Genomic DNA, 16,033 nt, shown 5'->3' with positions numbered 1-16,033 from the left:
GTGTGGACGGCCCCTGGGGCCGGAGGCGGCGGGGCCCTGGGCTCGACGGAGGGGTGCGCGCCCGTCCGGTACGGGTGTCAGCCACGCCGGGCGGCGGCTGACGGAATGGAAGCGGGCGTCGCACCACCGGCAGGAGCGGGGTGGGGAGTCCGCATAGACTAAGGGATAACCAGGGCCACCTCGGTGGCGGCGCCCCGCGGGCCGGCCACCCCGCCAGGGCCGCCCGCTGGAGCCGCCGGCGGTGGCCGGGAACAGCGGGAGGTTGGCCTGATGGGCGCGCAGGGACAGCTGGCCATCTCCGTGGAGACCCACCCCTCGGAGTTCCAGCGGGTGCTGGAGCGGGAGCGGTTGGTCTATACCGTGTTCCGGTCGCGCCAGCGGTGGGTCTTTTTGACCGAATACGTGCCCCAGCCGGCGGCCCAGGCCGCGTCCCACTTCGTGCACCAGGTCCTCTTGCCGGAGATGCTGCTGGAGCACCTGGATTCCCGCTACGCGGCAGTCGACCCCGATGACCGGCTGCAGGTCTGGAAGCAGAGCCTCCCCCTGCTGGCCCAGCCGCCCCTGGCCCGCGGAACGGCGGCTCTGCTGCTGCCCGAACTGCTCCAGCACGGTCGCCTGAGCATTCTGGGCTGGCTACGCTTTCGCGGCGAGCGGTTCTTGCGCAGCCTGGTGGGCGAGCTGGCCCGGACAGGCTTGCAGCAGCTCTGGTTGGAGCGGGCCCTGGAGCAGTTCCTCGGCACCCTGCGCCCGGTAGAGGAGGGGCCCGAGGAGCTCTGGGTGGAAGGGCAGGGACGGGACCTGGTCATCCGGGAGCCCGGCGGGCCGCCCCTCTACCGCGAGTTTCTGGAGGGGCACCTGGACCCGCGGGTACCGCTGGAGCGGGAGGACCTGGCCGCCGGCCTGCTCAAGGCGCTAGGCCCCCGCCGCATCCGGCTCAGGGGGACCCGGCCCGAGCTGGCGGCCCGGCTGCGGGAGGCAGGCCTGGCCGTGGAACCCGGCGACGGTCCGGAGGAGGGCGCCTGAGGGCGCGGCCGGGCGGGAACCTCCGCTCGAGGCTCCCCATGCCCCTGGGGTTCGCCATGGCGCCGGGACCCCAGGCGTCGCCGGGCCCGCAGGTGCACCGGGGCGCAGTGGAGGGAAGCGGCCGGAAAGGGCGCGGGACGAAGCAACCGGCGGCGGGATACCCGCCGCCGGACCATGTGTACCCCGGTGCCGGTACCCAGGCCGCTTGGGTGTCGCGACCTAGGCCGCTTGATCCCGCCGGTTCCAAATCCAGGCCGCTCCTGCCAGGTATACCAGCCACTCGACCGGCCAGGAACCGGCGTCCACCTGTTCCCAGGCCACCTGCGCCGCCGCGGCCGCGGCCACCACGGCCACCAGGCGCAGGAGCTGGTGCCACCGCCGCCAGGTCCAGCGGCTCCGCCAGGACACCGGCCCGCCCCGCCGCGCTTGCCGCCAGCCCAGCGGCCAGCGCCCGCTTCGCGGGCCCGGCCGCGCAGCCCGCGGCCGCGCCGCGGGCGCCACCCCCCAGCCGTAGCGGGGATCCTTCCCCCCCGGCAACACCCGGAACCGGCGCCGCTGCTCCCGCTCGCACTCCGGGCAGTAGCGGGCCCCCCGGCGGTCGGCCTCGAAGGTGCGCCGGCAACGATAGCACTGGGCGAGATGCCTGGGGCCCATGCCGCTCCCCCCTGCCGCGGCCGCCCGGCCGCGGAGCCCGGCGGCCGGTGAGCCGTTCAACCTTCCGTCAACCTCAGTTTAACCGCCGCAGCCGCCGGATCCTGCCACTCGGTGTCGAACCCGGCGCGGGGCACGGCCGCCGAGGGCTGCACGGCCACGGACCGGCCGGCCTCCAGGTCCGGCAACGGCAGGCGGTCGCCCCGCCAGATGGCGATCAGGTCCGCCAGGACGGCGCTGGCGGTGGCATCGCCGCCGGCCCCGGGCCCGGCAAACCGCACCGTGCCCACCGGATCCGCCTCGATCAGGATCATATTCTCCACCCCGGCCGCCTGGAGCAGGGGGTCGTGGGGCGGCAACATCTGCGGCTCGACGGCCAGCCGGGGGGCCGGCCCCGTCCACTCGGCGGTGGCCACCAGGCGCCAGCGGGCAGCGCCGCCGCCCTGGCGGGCCGCCTCGCCCCCGCCCCCTCCCTCCTGCAGGGCACGGCGAAAGGCGGGGTCGTCCAGCCCGCGACGGGCCACGGCGGTCCAGGCCACGGGCTCGCCCGTCACCAGGGTCGCCAGGATGGCCAGCTTGCGGGCCGCGTCGCGCCCCGACAAGTCGTCGCTGGGATCGGCTTCCGCATAGCCGGCGGCCTGGGCGGCACGAACCGCGTCCTCCAGGGTGGCGCCCTGCTCCACCTGGGTGAGGACGAAATTGCAGGTGCCATTCAGGACCGCCCGCAGGCGGCGCACCCGGTTGGCCGCCAGGCACCTCAGCAGCGGGCGAATGATGGGCACCCCGCCGGCCACCGCCCCTTCGAAGGCCAGCTCCACCCCGTGCCGGCGGGCCACCGCCGACAGGGTCGCCAGGGATTCGGCCAGAAGGGCCTTGTTGGCGGTGATCACGTGGCGGCCGGCTTCCAGGGCCCGCAGGACGTACTGGCGGGCCGGTTCGACACCGCCGATGAGCTCGATCACCACGTCGACCTCAGGATCGCCCAGCAGCTGGTCGGCATCGGTGGTGAGCAGGCTGCGGTCGACGGCCGCCGGCCGCGGCTTGCCGGGGTGGCGTACCAGGATCCCCTTCAGCCGCGGCACGCCACCCAGCCGCGCCACCAGCCAGGGTGGCGGGTTGAGCAACCGGCGCGCCACCGCACTACCCACGGTGCCCAGACCCAGCAGCGCCACCACGGGACCCTTCACGGGCGCCCCTCCCCCACCGCCGCCACCGCCCCGGCCTGCGCGGGCGCGGCGGTAGCACCGGGTTCTTCCAGCCAGTCCATCACCCGGCGGGCCACCCCCGCGGGGTCCACGAGGAAGCTGTCGTGGCCCCAGGGAGCCTTCCAGACCTGCCATGTGACATTCTTGCCCGCCCGGCGCAGGGCCTGGACCAGCCGCCGCTGCTCGTCCACGGGGTAGAGCAGGTCCGAGGTGATGCTGAGCACATACATGCGGCCCTGGACCCGGGCCGCGGCGCCCTCCAGCCCGCCCCGGCCCCGGCCTACGTCGTGGAGATCCATGGCCCGGGTCAGGGTCACGTACGTGGCGGGATCGAACCGGCGCACCAGCTTTTCCCCCTGGTAGTGCAGGTAGCTTTCGATCTGGAACCGGAAGGCCTCGGCCGGGCCCGCCGGCGCGGTGGCGTACGAGCCCAGCCGCTGGGCGACCGGGTCGGCGCCCGCCGGGACCTCTTCCCGGCCAAAGCGCGCCTCCCACTCCTCGCGACCCCGGTAGGTGGTCATGGCCAGCATCCGGGCCAGGGCCAGCCCGCGGCGGGGCGGGCGGGCGGCGGGATAGTCGCCGCCCTGCCAGGCGGGGTCTGCGAAGATCGCCTGGCGCTGCACCTCGTTCCAGGCGATGGCATGGGGCGAGGCGGCCGGCGGCGCCGCCAGGACGGCCGCCGCTCCCACCCGCTCGGGGTAGGTGACGGCCCACTCCAGCGCCTGCATGCCGCCCAGGGAACCGCCCACCACCAGGGCGAGCCGCCCGATGCCCAGCGCATCCAGGAGCCGGCGCTGGGCATGGACCATGTCCCGCACGGTGATCACGGGAAACCGCCCGCCCCAGGGCCCGTGGCCGGCCTCCTCAGGACTGGCCGGGCCTGTGGACCCGTAACAGCCTCCCAGCACGTTGCTGCAAATGACAAACCAGCGGCGGGTGTCGATGGGCCGGCCCGGGCCCACCGCCGCCTCCCACCAGCCCGGGCGGTCGCCGGGATGGTGGGAGGCCACGTGGGCGTCGCCCGTCAGGGCGTGGCAGATCAGGATGGCGTTCTGGCGCTGGGGGTCCCAGCGACCCCAGGTCTCGTAGGCCAGTTCGGCCCGGGGCAGGTGGCCGCCCTGCTCCAGGGGCAAGGGCCCCACCTCGACAAGGCCGCGACAGGGGATCACCGCGTCCCCCTCCCTCCCGCGCCCGCTCCCCGAAGGGGTCCCGGATAAGAAACTACCCCTCCCGAGAGGGAAGGGCCGAAAAGATTTCCGGCGCCCTCTCATCTCTCAGGATCCGCACGGATCCTGCAGGAGTTGGCACCTTACCGGCCGTCCAGGCACGGCCGGCGGTTGCCGGGCTTCATCGGGCCAGTCCCTCCGCCACTCTGGATAAGAGAGCAGACGCGCTCTGTGATTGTTGAAAGTGATGCTATCATGCCGGCCCCTGCAGGTCAACGATCCCGGCCGCGACCCGGCCGGCCTTGCGCGCCGGCGCCCCTCACCATCGGGCATCGGCCGGGGAAGGCCCGATGGAGCGCGCCGGCCGCAGCCAGGCCGGTACATAGCTCCAGGCCGCCCGGAGCTGGCGCCGGTGCTGCGCCGCCCGGGGGTCATGCCGTTCCACCAGGGCCCAGAAGGCGGGACCGTGGTTGAGGTGGACGGTATGACAGAGTTCGTGGATCAGCACGTGTTCCACCAGTTCTGGCGGCAGGAAGAGCAGCTTCAGGCTGAGGCGCACGTGGCGCCCGGCGGAACAGCTGCCCCAGCGGGTCTTGGGGCAGCCGATGGACGAACCCGCCAGGCGAAAGCCCCGCTCCCGCGCCAGCCGTTCCAGCCAGGGCAGCAGGGTCGCCCGGGCCCGGGCGGCCAGCCACCCCCTGAGGGGAGGCCCCCAGGCGGCAGGACCCTGCTCCCCGGCCCGGGCCGGCAGGCGGACCTGCCCGGCCAGGGATGCGCCCGGGGGCGGCGGTTCCCCTGGATCGCCGGTGACCCCGCCGGCGAAGAGGGCCTGCTGCGGGGTCCGGCCGGCGGCGGGCTTGCCCCCTCCGCCGGCGGCGCCGCCCAGGGTGGGCCGGCCCGCCGGCGTCACGGCCCACACCTCCCCCAGAGCCCGCAGCCACAGCCAGGCCGGGGGAGCCAGGCCGGCGGCATCCTGGCGGAGCAAGGGATCGCCCGCCCCGCCGCCGGCGGCCCGGGCCTGCTGTTCCAGGCGCTGCCGGGCCCGCTGGATCCAGGCCGCATGCTGGGCCACCACCTGGGGCACCCGCTGCAGCCGGTACCCCGGCGGAACCACCACCACCAGGCCGTCGGCCGGCGAAAGCACCAGCCGCACCCGGCGCGCCCTGGAGCTGACCCGGACGGTGTAGGGGGGCAGGCCCTGCGATCCGGCCCCGCCCTGCCCCATGCCCCCCGGTGGCCGCAGCCCCCGATCCCCGTCCCTGGACCCCTCGCCCATGCGTCGCCCTCCTTCTCCTCGCGGGCGATGGCCGGCGGCAGGCTCCGTCGGGCTCCGTTGCCGCCCGGCCGCGCCGCGTGCCCGGGCGGGCAGGCGGACCCGCCCCCGGACGCCCTGGAAGTCCGCATCGCGGTCGCTCTGTCCTGGTTCGCCCGGCCGTTGCCCGCCCCCTTGTGGACAACCGCTGCCCGGCCCCGGCGGCCGCTGCGCATGGAGAGTCACCGGGCCGGCATACATTGGTTCCGTAAGGGCGCCCGGCCGCCGCCCCCCAACCGGCCGGGAAACGGCCCCTTGCGGGGAGGTGCCATCGTGTCCGACGGGGCTGCACCGGGGCCCGCCGCCCGCTCGGTGATCGCCCTGCTTGTGTCCGCCGCCCTGCTGGCCGGCGCCCTGGGCCTGCACCTGCGGTCGACCCGCCCCGGCGTGGCCGGCGTCACCGCACCGGGGCGGCCCGTGGCCGACCGGGTGATCCGGCTGTCCGAGTACGCCTACCAGCCGGCGGTCATCGAGGTCCGGCAGGGGACCCGGGTGCGCCTGACGCTGATCAACACGGGGCGGGAGGAACACGAGCTGGAGATCGACGGCTATGGCATCGAGGTGGCCGGCCTGCGGCCGGGAACCAGCGTCCGGCTGATCTTCAATGCCGATCTTCCAGGCCGTTTCGAGCTGGCCTGCCACATGCCCGGCCACTACGAGAAGGGGATGCGCGGCATCCTGGTGGTCCACCCGGCCGACGCCCAGCGCTGAGGCGCCGCGACACCCTGCTCCGGGCCCGGCGTGGTATGGTGTTGCCGGGAGGAAACGCCATGCCCGCAAAGGATGCCGTGAGAGGGGACGGGCCCCGGCCGCGCAGCCGGGTGCTGGCGGCCCTGCTGGCCGCCGGCGGGCAGCCGGTCTCGGGCGCGACCCTGGCGGAGGGCCTGGGCATCACCCGCGCCGCCCTCTGGAAGCACATCGAAGCTTTGCGCCGGGACGGCTGGCCTGTGGAAGGCCGCCCCCACCAGGGCTACACCCTGGATTCCGGGGCCGCCGGGCGGCTGGCAGCCCGCCGGTTCGTCCCCGAGCTGCTGGAGGCCCGCCGCGCGGGCGCGCGCCTGGGCCACACCGTCCACTGGCTCGCCGAGGTGGGGTCGACCAACGACGTGGCCCGCCGGCTGGCGGAGGCGGGCGCACCCGAGGGCACCGTGGTGGTGGCGGATCGCCAGGCGGCCGGGCGGGGGCGCCTGCGCCGGGCCTGGTGGAGCCCGCCCGGCGGCCTCTGGATGTCCCTGATCCTGCGCCCCGCCCTGCCCCCCGAGCACCTGCCCCTTTTGACGCTGGCCGCCGCGGCGGCAGTGGCCGAAGCGGCGGAGGGCCTGGCCGGCCGGCCGGTCCAGGTGAAGTGGCCCAACGACGTGCTGATCGACGACCGGAAGGTGGCCGGCATCCTGCTGGAGACGGTCAGCCACCCCCACGGTGCGGAGTACGTGGTGGCAGGCATCGGGGTCAACCTGGACGTGGAGGGCGAGCCGGTGCCCGCCGAGCTGGCCGGTCGCCTGACCTGGCTGGCCCGGGAGGCCGGCCGCCGGGTGACGCGGAACGAGCTGGCGGAGGCGATCCTCCAGCGGCTGGAGGAACGTTACGCCCAGCTGCACCAGGAAGGTCCCGGCCCGGTGCTGGCCGCTTGGCGCAGCCGTGCCGCCTGGCTGGGGGAGCCGGTGCGGGTGGCCCTGCCCACCGGTGAGGTGGCCGGCATCGCCCTGGACGTGGCACCCGACGGTTCCCTGGTGGTCGAACAGGCCGGCGGCCGGCGCCAGCGCATCCTGGCCGGCGACGTGCAGCGCCTGCGGCCCGCCGGGGCTCCTCCCGGGGCCGGGTCCCGGTGAGCGGCCCGGTGAACGTCGCCCTGCCCTGGCCTTCCCCCCTGGTGCCCGTGATCATCCTGCGGCGCCTCAACCGCTTTGCGGTGGAGGCGGTTCCGGCCAGCCCCGGCACCTCCGGCCCGGCGGGCGGCCGCGCCGGAACGGACCAGCCCCGGGGCAGGCCCTGCGGGCCGGGCCATGCCGCCGGCAGGACCGTTGCCGCAGCGGTTGGCGGGGCCGGCGACGGGGCCGCAGGCAAGGTCCTGCGGCTGCACCTGCCCAACTCCGGCCGCATGGCCGAGCTGCTGGTCCCCGGCACCCCCGGCCTGGCATGGATTCCCGCCGCGGCGCCGCAGCCGGAGCAGCAGGCGGGCGGCACCCCCGCCGCCTCCCGCCGGCAGGCCCGTGCCCCCCTGGGCCCGCCGCAGCCTCTGCCTGGCCCGGCCGCGGCCGCAGTACGGCAGCCCCCGCCCCCTTCCGGAACCGCGGGACGGGCGGGATCCGCTGCGGAGGGCGGCCGGCGGACGGCGGGCGATCTGCTGCTGGTGTCCTTTAACGGGCGGTGGGTGTCCGTCGACGCCCGGATGCCCAACCGGCTCTTCGCCGCCGCCCTCGACCGCCGCGCCCTGCTGCCCTTCGCCGCCTACCGCCGCTGGCAGACCGAGGTTCCCTGGGGCGCCGGCCGACTGGACTTTCGCCTGGAGGGGGCCGGAGAGCCCCTCCGGCCCTGCCTGGTGGAGACCAAGTCGTGCAACCTGGTGGAGGACGGCACGGCCCTTTTCCCCGACGCCCCCACCGCCCGCGGCGCCCGCCACCTGGAGGAGCTGGCCCAGGCGGTGCGCCAGGGCTGGCGGGCCGCCGTGGTCTGGTTCGTCCAGCGGGACGACGCTGCCCGCCTGGCACCCCACCGCCGGGCGGACCCCCACTTTGCCGCCGCCCTGGCCCGGGCCCGGGCGGCCGGGGTCGAGGCGTACGCTTACCGCTGCCGGGTGAGCCCCGCCGGGATCAGCCTTCTGGGCCCCATTCCGGTGGTGCCGGAATAGGGGGCGAGGCGGCGCAGGGGCCGGCTGGCCCGCGCAACCGGCGCTCGGCGTCCCGGCCGGCGCCCCTGGCGGGCGGGCACGGTGGCCGGCGGGCACGGCGGGCGGCACGTCAGGACCCGGCGTCGCCGCCTGCCTCGCCGGGCCCGACGATCCGGTCGGAGCGGCGTTCTTCCTTCAGGTAGGTGCCCTGGCGGTCCCAGAGGTCTTCCAGCTCCCGCAGGGCGGCCCGCACCTTCTCGGGCTGGGCCAGGGCGACGGCGGTGATGAGGGCGTTGATGACGCTGAGCGGCGCTACCAGCGAGTCGGCGAAGGAAGGGGACTCGGAGCGGGCGGGAAGCACGATGGCGGCGTCTTCCACCAGCGGCGAGACCACGCTGTCGGTGATGAGGACGGTGCGCGCTCCCCGCCGGGCGGCCAGGCGAAAGGCCTCGGCGGTGGCCCGGGCGTAGCGGGGAAAGGTGACGGCCACCACCACGTCGGCCGGACCGGCCGCCATCAGCTCCTCCAGGGCGGTCCCCGCGTGGGTCAGGGTGCGGGCATTACGCAGCATCAGCTGGAGGTAGTAGCCCAGGTAGTGGGCCAGCGCGGCAGCGCTGCGGTGGCCCACCACGTAGATGGCCCGGGCCCGCTGCAGGGCGCTGACGGCCTCGGCAAAGCGGTCCCGCGGCAGCGAGGCCAGGGTGGCGCGGATGTTGTCCATGTCGGTGCGGAGAACGGTGTCCAGGATGGTCTCCGCCCGCTCGCCGCGCTCCTCCGCCAGCACCAGGCGGTCGGCGGCGGACAGGCGGGCCCGAAGCTGGTCCTGCAGGTCCCGCTGCAGCTCGGGGTAGCCGCTGTAGCCCAGGGCGATGGCGAACCGCACCACCGTCGATTCGCTGACCCCTACCGCCGCCCCCAGGCGGGCGGCGGTCATGAAAGCCGCCCGGGGCTCGTTCTGCAGGATGAACTCGGCCAGCTGGCGCTGGGCCCGGCTTAACCGCCCCGCCCGCTTGCGCAGGCGCTCCGCGAAGCTTGCCATGACCGCCTCCCTGCGCGGCAAGGGCCGGCCGCGGCGGGCCGGCCCCACCCGACTTCCGCACGTTCTCCTTCCACGTTACACCGGCGTGGCGGGCTCGCGAAAGACGTCGACGGCCGCTTCCGCCGGCTCCGGCTGGGGCACGTGGTGGTAGTCGGTGGCGGGCACCCAGCCCCGGGCGATCAGCGCCTCGGCCAGGCGGTCGATGGCCACCATGTAGGCCGCCAGGCGCATGGGGACGGACTCTTCCACATGACAGCGGTAGACCGCCTTGAAGGCGCCGACCATGAGGCGCTCCAGCTGCCGCACCACCTGTTCTTCCGACCAGTAGTACTGCATCAGGTTCTGGACCCACTCGAAGTAGGAGACCGTGACGCCGCCGGCGTTGGCCAGGATGTCCGGCAGCACGAAGATGCCCCGCCGGTAGAGGATCTCGTCGGCCTCGGGAGTGGTGGGGCCGTTGGCCCCTTCGGCGATGATGCGCGCCTGGATGTGGGGCGCGTTCTCCTCGGTGATCACGTTCTCCAGGGCGGCGGGGACCAGCACGTCCACCGGCAGCCGGAACAGGGCCTCATTGTCGATGGGCTGGCCGCCGGGGAAGTCGCGCACCGTCCCGTTCTGGCGGCCGTAGGCAAAGAGCGCCTCGACGTCGAGCCCCGCCGGGTTGTAGACGCCGCCGTAGGCGTCCACCACCGCCACCACCCGGGTACCCGCGCGGTGCAGGTAGCGGGCCACCCAGCTGCCGACCTTGCCGAAGCCCTGGATGGCCGCGGTCATCTGCTGCATGTCCATGCCCAGGACCCGGGCGGCCTCCCGGATGGTAACCACCACGCCCCGCCCCGTCGCCTCGCCCCGGCCGCGGGAACCGCCCAAGACCAGCGGCTTGCCCGTGATCACCGCGGGGTTGGGGTGGCCGGTGATCCGGGAGAACTCGTCCAGCATCCAGCCCATCACCTGGTCCGACGTGTTGACGTCGGGTGCCGGGATGTCCCGGTCGGGACCGATGAACCCGGCCAGCGCGCGGATGTAGCCGCGGCTAAGTTCCTCCAGCTCCCGCCGGGAAAGCTCCCGCGGATCGCAGATCACGCCGCCCTTGGCCCCGCCGTAGGGGAGCCCCAGCAGGGCGCACTTGAAGGTCATCCAGATGGCCAGGGCCTTGACCTCGTCCAGGTCGACCCGGGGGTGGAAGCGGATGCCTCCCTTGGTGGGTCCCAGCACGTCGCAGTGCTGGGCACGATAGCCCTTGAAAAGCTTGAGCCGGCCGTTGTCCATCCGGACGGGAATGGACACCTCGATGACACGGGCCGGCTCTTTCAGCAACTCATATACGTCGGGCCCCAGCCCCAGCCGCTCGACCACGGCGGCCAGCTGCTTCTGGGCAGCCCTCAGAGGCGAGTGCTGTGCCTCCGGCATGGTGCGCTGTTCCCCCTCGCGGGCTCGTGCTGGCCACTCCGACCCGCTGCATACCGGTCAATGCGCGGTGAAGCGCGCGGAGCAAGTCTTCCGTCAGCATTATACGCCGCTGCAGGATCACCGTCATCGATCGCCAGCAGCCCGGAAGGGGCGTCCCGGGCCGTAGACCGCGCCTGTCACGGGCCTGGCGTCACTGCAGGGCGGCGGCGCCGCCGCCCTCGCTCCCCCGCCCCGGCACGGCGGCTTGTTCCAGCAGCCGGCTCAAGCTCTCCCATTCCGCCATGCGCGCCTCAAGCTCCCAGGCCAGGCTTTCCGCCCGGCGCGCCGCGGACGCCACCGCCGCGCCACCCCGGGCCAGGAAGGCCGGGTCCGAAAGCTTTTGCACCAGGCCGGCTTGCTCCTGCTCCAGCTGGGCAATCGCCTCTTCCAGCGACCGGACCTGCTGGGCCAGCCGGCGCAGCCGGTCGCGGGAGAGGTTGGCGGCCGGCGCGGGCCGGGACGGCCCGCCCCCGGCGGCTCCGCCGTGCGCTTGTCCTGCGGCGCCGGCGGCCGGCCCCCGGGGCGGCGGCTGGATCACGGTGGTACCGGCCTCCGGCCCGGCGGGTTCCGCCCGCTGGCTCAGGCGGGCCGCCAGCCAGCGGCTGAGAGGCCCCGGCGCCTGCTCGACCCGGCCGTCTTCCACCCACCAGATGGTCTCTACCAGCGGCTCCAGAAAGGCGCGATCGTGGCTTGTCACCACCAGCGTCCCGGGGTAGCGGGCCAGGGCCTCCTCCAGGACCTCGCGGGTCTCCAGGTCCAGGTGGTTGGTCGGCTCGTCCAGGATCAGCACGTTGGCCCGCAGGGCGGCCAGCCGGGCCAGGATGAGGCGGCTGCGCTCGCCGCCGCTCAAGGAACCGACCGGCTGGTGGACGGCCTCCCCGCGGAAGAGGAAGCGCGCCAGGGCGTGACGGGCCTCGGCCACGGTCATGCCCGTGGCCGCCACGTACTCCTCCAGGACCGTGCGCCGGGGGTCGGTCAGGCCCAGCAGCTGGTCGAGGTAGCCCACCCGGACGCCCTCGCCGCGTACCACCTGGCCCGACACGGGTTCCAGGTCGCCCGCCAGCAGCCGCAACAGGGTCGACTTCCCGGCCCCGTTGGGACCCAGCACCCCGATGCGCTGTCTCCGCCGCACCACGGCATGGAGATCGCGGAAGAGCCACGGGCCTTCCCCGTAGCGGTGGCCCGCCCCCTCCAGGCGGAACACCACCTCGTGGGAAGGGCTGCCCGCGTCCAGGCGGATGCGGGGCAGCGGCGGCGGTGGCGGGGGCGGTGGGGGCGCCTGCCGCTCCAGGCGGTCCAGCTTCCTTTCCCGGTCCTTCGCCTGGGTGGCCCGGTTGCCGGCCCGGTAGCGGGCCACGAAGTCCTCCAGGCGGCGGCGCTCCTCCTGGTAGGCGCGGTAGGCGGCAGCCGCCTGCTGGCGGCGCAGGCTGCGCTCCCGGCGGTAGGCGTCGTAGTTGCCGTCGTACAGCCCGAGCCGCCCGTCCACCAGCTCGGCGATGCGGTTGCAGGCCCGGGCCAGCAGGCCCCGGTCGTGGGACACCAGCACCACGGCCCCGGGGTACGTGGCCAGGTGGTCCTCCAGCCAGGCAGCCGCCGCCACGTCCAGGTGGTTGGTCGGCTCGTCCAGGAGCAGCAGGGGCGGGCGGGCCACCAGGACCCGGGCCAGGCCCAGGCGCACCCGCTGGCCGCCGCTGAGGGACGCCGGCGGGCGCTCGAACTCGTCCGGGTGGAAGCCGAGCCCCAGCAGGACCTGGCGCGCCCGGGCCTCCATGGCATAGCCGTCCTGCTGCTGGAACCGCTCCTGGAGCCGCCCGTACCGGTCCAGCAGCCCCTGGAGGGGTTCGCCCTGCGGGCCCGGCGCCGCCGCGGACGGCCGGGATGCGGTCCGGGCGATGCGATCTTCCAGTTCCGCCAGCTGGCGACGCAGGACCAGCAACTCGCCGAAGCCGTCCAGGACCGCTTCCAGCACGGTGCCCCCCTGGATCGCCGCAGGATCCTGGGGCAGGTAGCCCACGGCCAGGCCCTGGGCCCGGTGGACCCGGCCGCCGTCCGGCTCCAGCACCCCGGCCAGGATGCGCAGCAGCGTGGACTTGCCGGCGCCGTTGGGACCCACCAGTCCCAGGCGGTCGCCCGCCCGCACCCGCAAATCGACGCCCCGGAGGATCTCCCGCCCGCCCAGGCTGCGGGTCACGCCCTGGACGTCCAGCAGCACGGCCCCCGGATCCCACCCGCCCGCCACGGTCCTCACCTCCTCCCTTCTTGTACAGGCTGGCCGGCGGCCTGTCGAGGTCGGGGCAGGTTCTGCCATCGCCAGGAAATCCTGCCGCCGCCGGCGAACCCCGGTGGCGGAGACCACGTCCGAGGGGGATGCGCCATGGGGACCTTTCGCATCGAGGTGCCCGAGCGGTACAACTTCGCCCGCGACACCGTCGACCGCTGGGCGGAAGATCCCGAACGGCTGGCGATGCTGTGGGTAGACGACGAGGGCGGCGGCCATCCCTATACCTTCCGCCATTTCGCCGAGCGCTCCCGCCGGGTGGCGGGCCTTCTGCGCTCGCTGGGGATCGGCCCGGGCGACCGGGTGCTGGTGGTGCTGGGCCGGGAGGTCGCCTGGTGGGAGGTCATGCTGGGACTGATCCGGCTGGGTGCGATTCCCGCCCCGGGGACCACCCTGCTCACCGCCCGGGATCTGGCCTACCGGATCCAGCGCACGGAGGCGGCGGCCATCGTGGCCGATCCCGAGGTGGCGGAGCGGGTCGACACCGTCGCCAGCCAGTGCCCTTCCTTGCGGGTTCGCATCGTCACCGGCGGCCCGCGGCCCGGCTGGATCCCCTACGAGGAGGCCGTGGCCGCCGCCGGCCCCGACGAGGGGGAGGACACCGCCGCCAGCGACCCCATGCTGATCTACTTCACGTCGGGCACCACCGGCTATCCCAAGATGGTCCTGCACGAGCACAGCTATCCCCTGGGCCACCGGGTGACGGGCGAGCTCTGGTGCGGCCTGCGTCCCGGCGACCTGCACTGGAACGTCTCCGATACGGGCTGGGCCAAGGCCGCCTGGTCCAGCTTCTGCGGGCCGTGGGTGGCCGGGGCGCAGGTGCTGGTCGACCACAAGCCGGGCAAGTTCGATCCGCAGCGGACCCTGCGGCTCATCGAGCGCCACCGGCCGCAAAGCCTCTGCGCGCCGCCCACGGTGTACCGCCTGCTGGTGCTGGAACCCCTGGACCGCTATGACCTCTCCAGCCTGCGCTCCTGCGTCTCGGCGGGCGAGCCCCTGAACCCCGAGGTGATCCACATCTGGGAGAAGGCCACGGGCGTCACCATCCGGGACGGCTACGGCCAGACGGAGACGGTGTGCGTGGTGGCCAATTGGCCCGGTCTGCCGGTCAAGCCGGGCTCCATGGGCAAGCCCTCGCCCCATGCCGAGGTGGCCATCATCGACCAGGAGGGACGGGTGCTGCCGCCGGGGCAGGAGGGTGACATCGCCATCCGGGTCGAGCCCCACCGCCCGGTGGGGATCTTCCGCGAGTACTGGAAGGACCCCGAGGGCACGGCCGCCCGCCGCGTCGGTCCGTGGTACATCACCGGGGACCGCGGCATTATGGACGAGGACGGCTACTTCTGGTTCATCGGCCGGGCCGACGACGTGATCATCAGCGCCGGCTACCGCATCGGCCCCTTCGAGGTGGAAAGCGCCCTGGTGGAGCACCCTGCCGTGGCCGAGGCCGCCGTGGTGGCAAGCCCCGACCCCGTCCGCGGCAGCGTCGTCAAGGCCTTCGTGGTGCTGGCGCCGGGCTACGAGCCCAGCCCCGCCCTGGCCGCCGAGCTGCAGGAGCACGTGAAGAACACCACCGCACCCTACAAGTACCCGCGGGAGATCGAGTTCGTGCCCGACCTGCCCAAGACCATCTCCGGGAAGATCCGGCGGGTGGAGCTGCGGGAACGGGAAATGCAACGCAAGGCGGCCCAGGCGCCCGGCGCCGGCAGCGGCACGGGCGGGGCGCCGGGCCCGGCAGGCCCGGCGGGCGGACCGGGGGCCGCGGGCGGGGCGGCCCGAGGCTAGCCCCGCAGGACGCCGGCGCTCCAGAGCGGCCCGCCACCACCGGGTCCTGATGACGGACCGGCCGCAGGCGCAACCGGCGGGCGGCACGCCGTGCCCAGGCTGGCCAGGCCACCGGCGGGGCCGGGGCGGTGGCGCCTACACCGCCAGCGGCCCCGCCTGGCCGCGAAAGGCCTGCTTGTAACGGCCGAAGTCCCACTGGCGGAAGAACCGGGCCGCCGCCTCCCGGCCCGCCTGGTAGAGGCGGCGTCGCATGGCCAGGTCCAGGTCGAAGTCGGTGGTCCGCACCCCCAGGGTGGGCACGGCCACGGTGCGGGCCGCAGTGTGGGCGTTGGCCAGCTCCTCCCGCGCCTCCAGGGCCGTGCTGACCAGGGCGATCAGGTAGCCCACGGGCCCGTCGAAGGGGACGGCCTGGTCCACCGGGTCGGCCAGCCGGAAGCCGAAGGTGGGCCAGGGCGGCACACCTTCCACGTCGAAGAGCCAGACCGGGAAGTTGGCCACAAGGCCGCCGTCCACCACCAGGCTGGTCTCCGGGCCGTCCGGGCCCGGGTAGACCAGCGGGACGGGCTCGTAGAAGTACGGCAGTGCTGCGCTCATGCGCACCGCCCGGGCCACGGAGAACCCGGCGGGGTCCAGGCCGTAGTCCGGCAGGTCGCGGGGCAGCACTAGCAGGCGCCGCCGGGTGACATCGGCCGCCACCACCTGCAGCCGGTAGCGGAAGCGCGGATCGTCGCCGGCCAGGGCGGCGGGCAGCTCCAGATCGCCGAAGGTGCGGACGCCCTTGCGGGCCAGCAGCTCTTCCAGCCACGCCTCCAGGGCCCGGCCCTCGTAGAGCCCGTTCTCAAGCAGCAGGCTCAGCAGGGTGCCCGCCAGGGGCACCCGGTCCAGGGCATCCCGATCCCGGAACCGGCTGAAGTCGGTGGACTCCATCAGCTGGCGCATCTCGGCCGGCGTGTAGCCGGCCGCTCGCAGGGCGGCCACGATGGCGCCCCCCGAGGTGCCGCCCAGGTTGACCCAGCGGTAGCCCCGTTCTTCCGCCACTTCCAGGGCACCGACGAGGGCGATGACCCGGACGCCGCCCCCCGACAGCACCGCATCGGCGTTCATGACCTGCCTCCCTCCCCCTTGGCGGATCCCCTGGCCGGACTCGCCGGTCCCGGTCCCTGATCGGAGCCCCTGCGGGATCCTTTGCCGGACGCCCGCCCCGCGGCGGATCCGGCGCCGGCCAACCGCGCCGCCGCCGTGCCAGGATATGCAGGGCAGCGCCCCGCCGGTCCCCTGCCCGCTGCCGCCCCTGCCCG

13 protein-coding genes and 1 riboswitch are annotated in these 16,033 nt (G+C 74.7%); of the genes, 5 read left to right on the top strand and 8 right to left on the bottom strand.

The window, feature by feature from the left end:
- The first annotated feature begins 270 nt into the window (after window positions 1-270).
- Window positions 271-1,023: a hypothetical protein gene (locus THESUDRAFT_RS06030; protein ID WP_006903863.1), complete on the top strand. Its 753-nt coding sequence runs from the start codon at window positions 271-273 to the stop codon at window positions 1,021-1,023.
- 219 nt (window positions 1,024-1,242) lie between these two features.
- On the opposite strand, the gene THESUDRAFT_RS06025 is transcribed toward THESUDRAFT_RS06030, so the two are convergent.
- From THESUDRAFT_RS06025 to THESUDRAFT_RS06010, 4 genes are all read right to left on the bottom strand, one after another.
- Window positions 1,243-1,677: a hypothetical protein gene (locus THESUDRAFT_RS06025; protein WP_006903862.1), complete on the bottom strand. Its 435-nt coding sequence runs from the start codon at window positions 1,675-1,677 to the stop codon at window positions 1,243-1,245.
- Window positions 1,678-1,733: 56 nt separating this feature from the next.
- Window positions 1,734-2,861 (bottom strand): homoserine dehydrogenase, encoded by a 1,128-nt coding sequence (locus tag THESUDRAFT_RS06020; RefSeq protein WP_006903861.1) that lies wholly within the window; start codon window positions 2,859-2,861, stop codon window positions 1,734-1,736.
- On the bottom strand, window positions 2,858-4,048 hold the full coding sequence (gene metX, locus THESUDRAFT_RS06015; protein WP_006903860.1) for a homoserine O-acetyltransferase MetX: 1,191 nt from the start codon (window positions 4,046-4,048) through the stop codon (window positions 2,858-2,860). Before metX ends, THESUDRAFT_RS06020 begins: the two co-directional genes overlap by 4 nt.
- Window positions 4,049-4,143: 95 nt before the next feature.
- Window positions 4,144-4,262, bottom strand: a riboswitch (SAM riboswitch).
- A gap of 102 nt (window positions 4,263-4,364) precedes the next feature.
- Entirely contained in the window at window positions 4,365-5,321 is a 957-nt protein-coding gene (locus tag THESUDRAFT_RS06010; RefSeq protein WP_006903859.1) for a YgjP family zinc-dependent metalloprotease, read from the bottom strand.
- Window positions 5,322-5,630: 309 nt separating this feature from the next.
- Here THESUDRAFT_RS06010 and THESUDRAFT_RS06005 point away from each other — a divergent pair, with 309 nt between their 5' ends.
- Genes THESUDRAFT_RS06005 through sfsA form a run of 3 tightly spaced genes read left to right on the top strand, consistent with a single transcriptional unit; the run spans window position 5,631 to window position 8,205 of the window.
- Window positions 5,631-6,068 carry a cupredoxin domain-containing protein gene (locus THESUDRAFT_RS06005; protein WP_006903858.1) on the top strand — a complete coding sequence of 146 codons (438 nt, stop codon included), beginning with the start codon at window positions 5,631-5,633 and terminating at the stop codon, window positions 6,066-6,068.
- A 59-nt stretch (window positions 6,069-6,127) separates the two neighbouring features.
- Window positions 6,128-7,186, top strand: coding sequence for a biotin--[acetyl-CoA-carboxylase] ligase (locus THESUDRAFT_RS06000; RefSeq protein WP_006903857.1), 1,059 nt, complete (start codon window positions 6,128-6,130; stop codon window positions 7,184-7,186).
- An 8-nt stretch (window positions 7,187-7,194) separates the two neighbouring features.
- The gene (gene sfsA / locus THESUDRAFT_RS14375; protein WP_242823259.1) at window positions 7,195-8,205 is read left to right on the top strand and encodes a DNA/RNA nuclease SfsA; all 1,011 of its coding nucleotides are present in this window, start codon (window positions 7,195-7,197) and stop codon (window positions 8,203-8,205) included.
- A gap of 109 nt (window positions 8,206-8,314) precedes the next feature.
- Here sfsA and THESUDRAFT_RS05990 read toward each other — a convergent pair whose 3' ends face one another.
- From THESUDRAFT_RS05990 to THESUDRAFT_RS05980, 3 genes are all read right to left on the bottom strand, one after another.
- On the bottom strand, window positions 8,315-9,223 hold the full coding sequence (locus THESUDRAFT_RS05990) for a MurR/RpiR family transcriptional regulator (RefSeq protein WP_006903855.1): 909 nt from the start codon (window positions 9,221-9,223) through the stop codon (window positions 8,315-8,317).
- A gap of 75 nt (window positions 9,224-9,298) precedes the next feature.
- Window positions 9,299-10,633, bottom strand: coding sequence for a Glu/Leu/Phe/Val family dehydrogenase (locus tag THESUDRAFT_RS05985; RefSeq protein ID WP_006903854.1), 1,335 nt, complete (start codon window positions 10,631-10,633; stop codon window positions 9,299-9,301).
- A gap of 190 nt (window positions 10,634-10,823) precedes the next feature.
- Complete coding sequence (locus THESUDRAFT_RS05980) at window positions 10,824-12,911, bottom strand: ABC-F family ATP-binding cassette domain-containing protein (protein ID WP_006903853.1); 2,088 nt, start codon at window positions 12,909-12,911, stop codon at window positions 10,824-10,826.
- A gap of 135 nt (window positions 12,912-13,046) precedes the next feature.
- Here THESUDRAFT_RS05980 and THESUDRAFT_RS05975 point away from each other — a divergent pair, with 135 nt between their 5' ends.
- Entirely contained in the window at window positions 13,047-14,735 is a 1,689-nt protein-coding gene (locus tag THESUDRAFT_RS05975; protein ID WP_006903852.1) for an acetate--CoA ligase, read from the top strand.
- A 135-nt stretch (window positions 14,736-14,870) separates the two neighbouring features.
- Here THESUDRAFT_RS05975 and THESUDRAFT_RS05970 read toward each other — a convergent pair whose 3' ends face one another.
- A complete protein-coding gene (locus THESUDRAFT_RS05970) occupies window positions 14,871-15,839 on the bottom strand; it encodes a patatin-like phospholipase family protein (protein ID WP_006903851.1) in 969 nt (322 codons plus the stop codon).
- Between the last annotated feature and the right edge of the window lie 194 nt (window positions 15,840-16,033).

This window comes from Thermaerobacter subterraneus DSM 13965 (assembly GCF_000183545.2).
GTDB lineage: Bacteria > Bacillota > Sulfobacillia > Thermaerobacterales > Thermaerobacteraceae > Thermaerobacter > Thermaerobacter subterraneus.
Note: the sequence above shows the minus strand (reverse complement) of the source record. Positions and strands in the feature narration are given on the sequence as shown.

Coding starts and splice junctions, on each gene's coding strand:
- THESUDRAFT_RS06030 (WP_006903863.1), top strand. CDS start 271: ATGGGCGCGCAGGGACAGCTGGCCATCTCCGTGGAGACCCACCCCTCG.
- THESUDRAFT_RS06025 (WP_006903862.1), bottom strand. CDS start 1,677: ATGGGCCCCAGGCATCTCGCCCAGTGCTATCGTTGCCGGCGCACCTTC.
- THESUDRAFT_RS06010 (WP_006903859.1), bottom strand. CDS start 5,321: ATGGGCGAGGGGTCCAGGGACGGGGATCGGGGGCTGCGGCCACCGGGG.
- THESUDRAFT_RS06000 (WP_006903857.1), top strand. CDS start 6,128: ATGCCCGCAAAGGATGCCGTGAGAGGGGACGGGCCCCGGCCGCGCAGC.
- THESUDRAFT_RS05990 (WP_006903855.1), bottom strand. CDS start 9,223: ATGGCAAGCTTCGCGGAGCGCCTGCGCAAGCGGGCGGGGCGGTTAAGC.
- THESUDRAFT_RS05985 (WP_006903854.1), bottom strand. CDS start 10,633: ATGCCGGAGGCACAGCACTCGCCTCTGAGGGCTGCCCAGAAGCAGCTG.
- THESUDRAFT_RS05975 (WP_006903852.1), top strand. CDS start 13,047: ATGGGGACCTTTCGCATCGAGGTGCCCGAGCGGTACAACTTCGCCCGC.
- THESUDRAFT_RS05970 (WP_006903851.1), bottom strand. CDS start 15,839: ATGAACGCCGATGCGGTGCTGTCGGGGGGCGGCGTCCGGGTCATCGCC.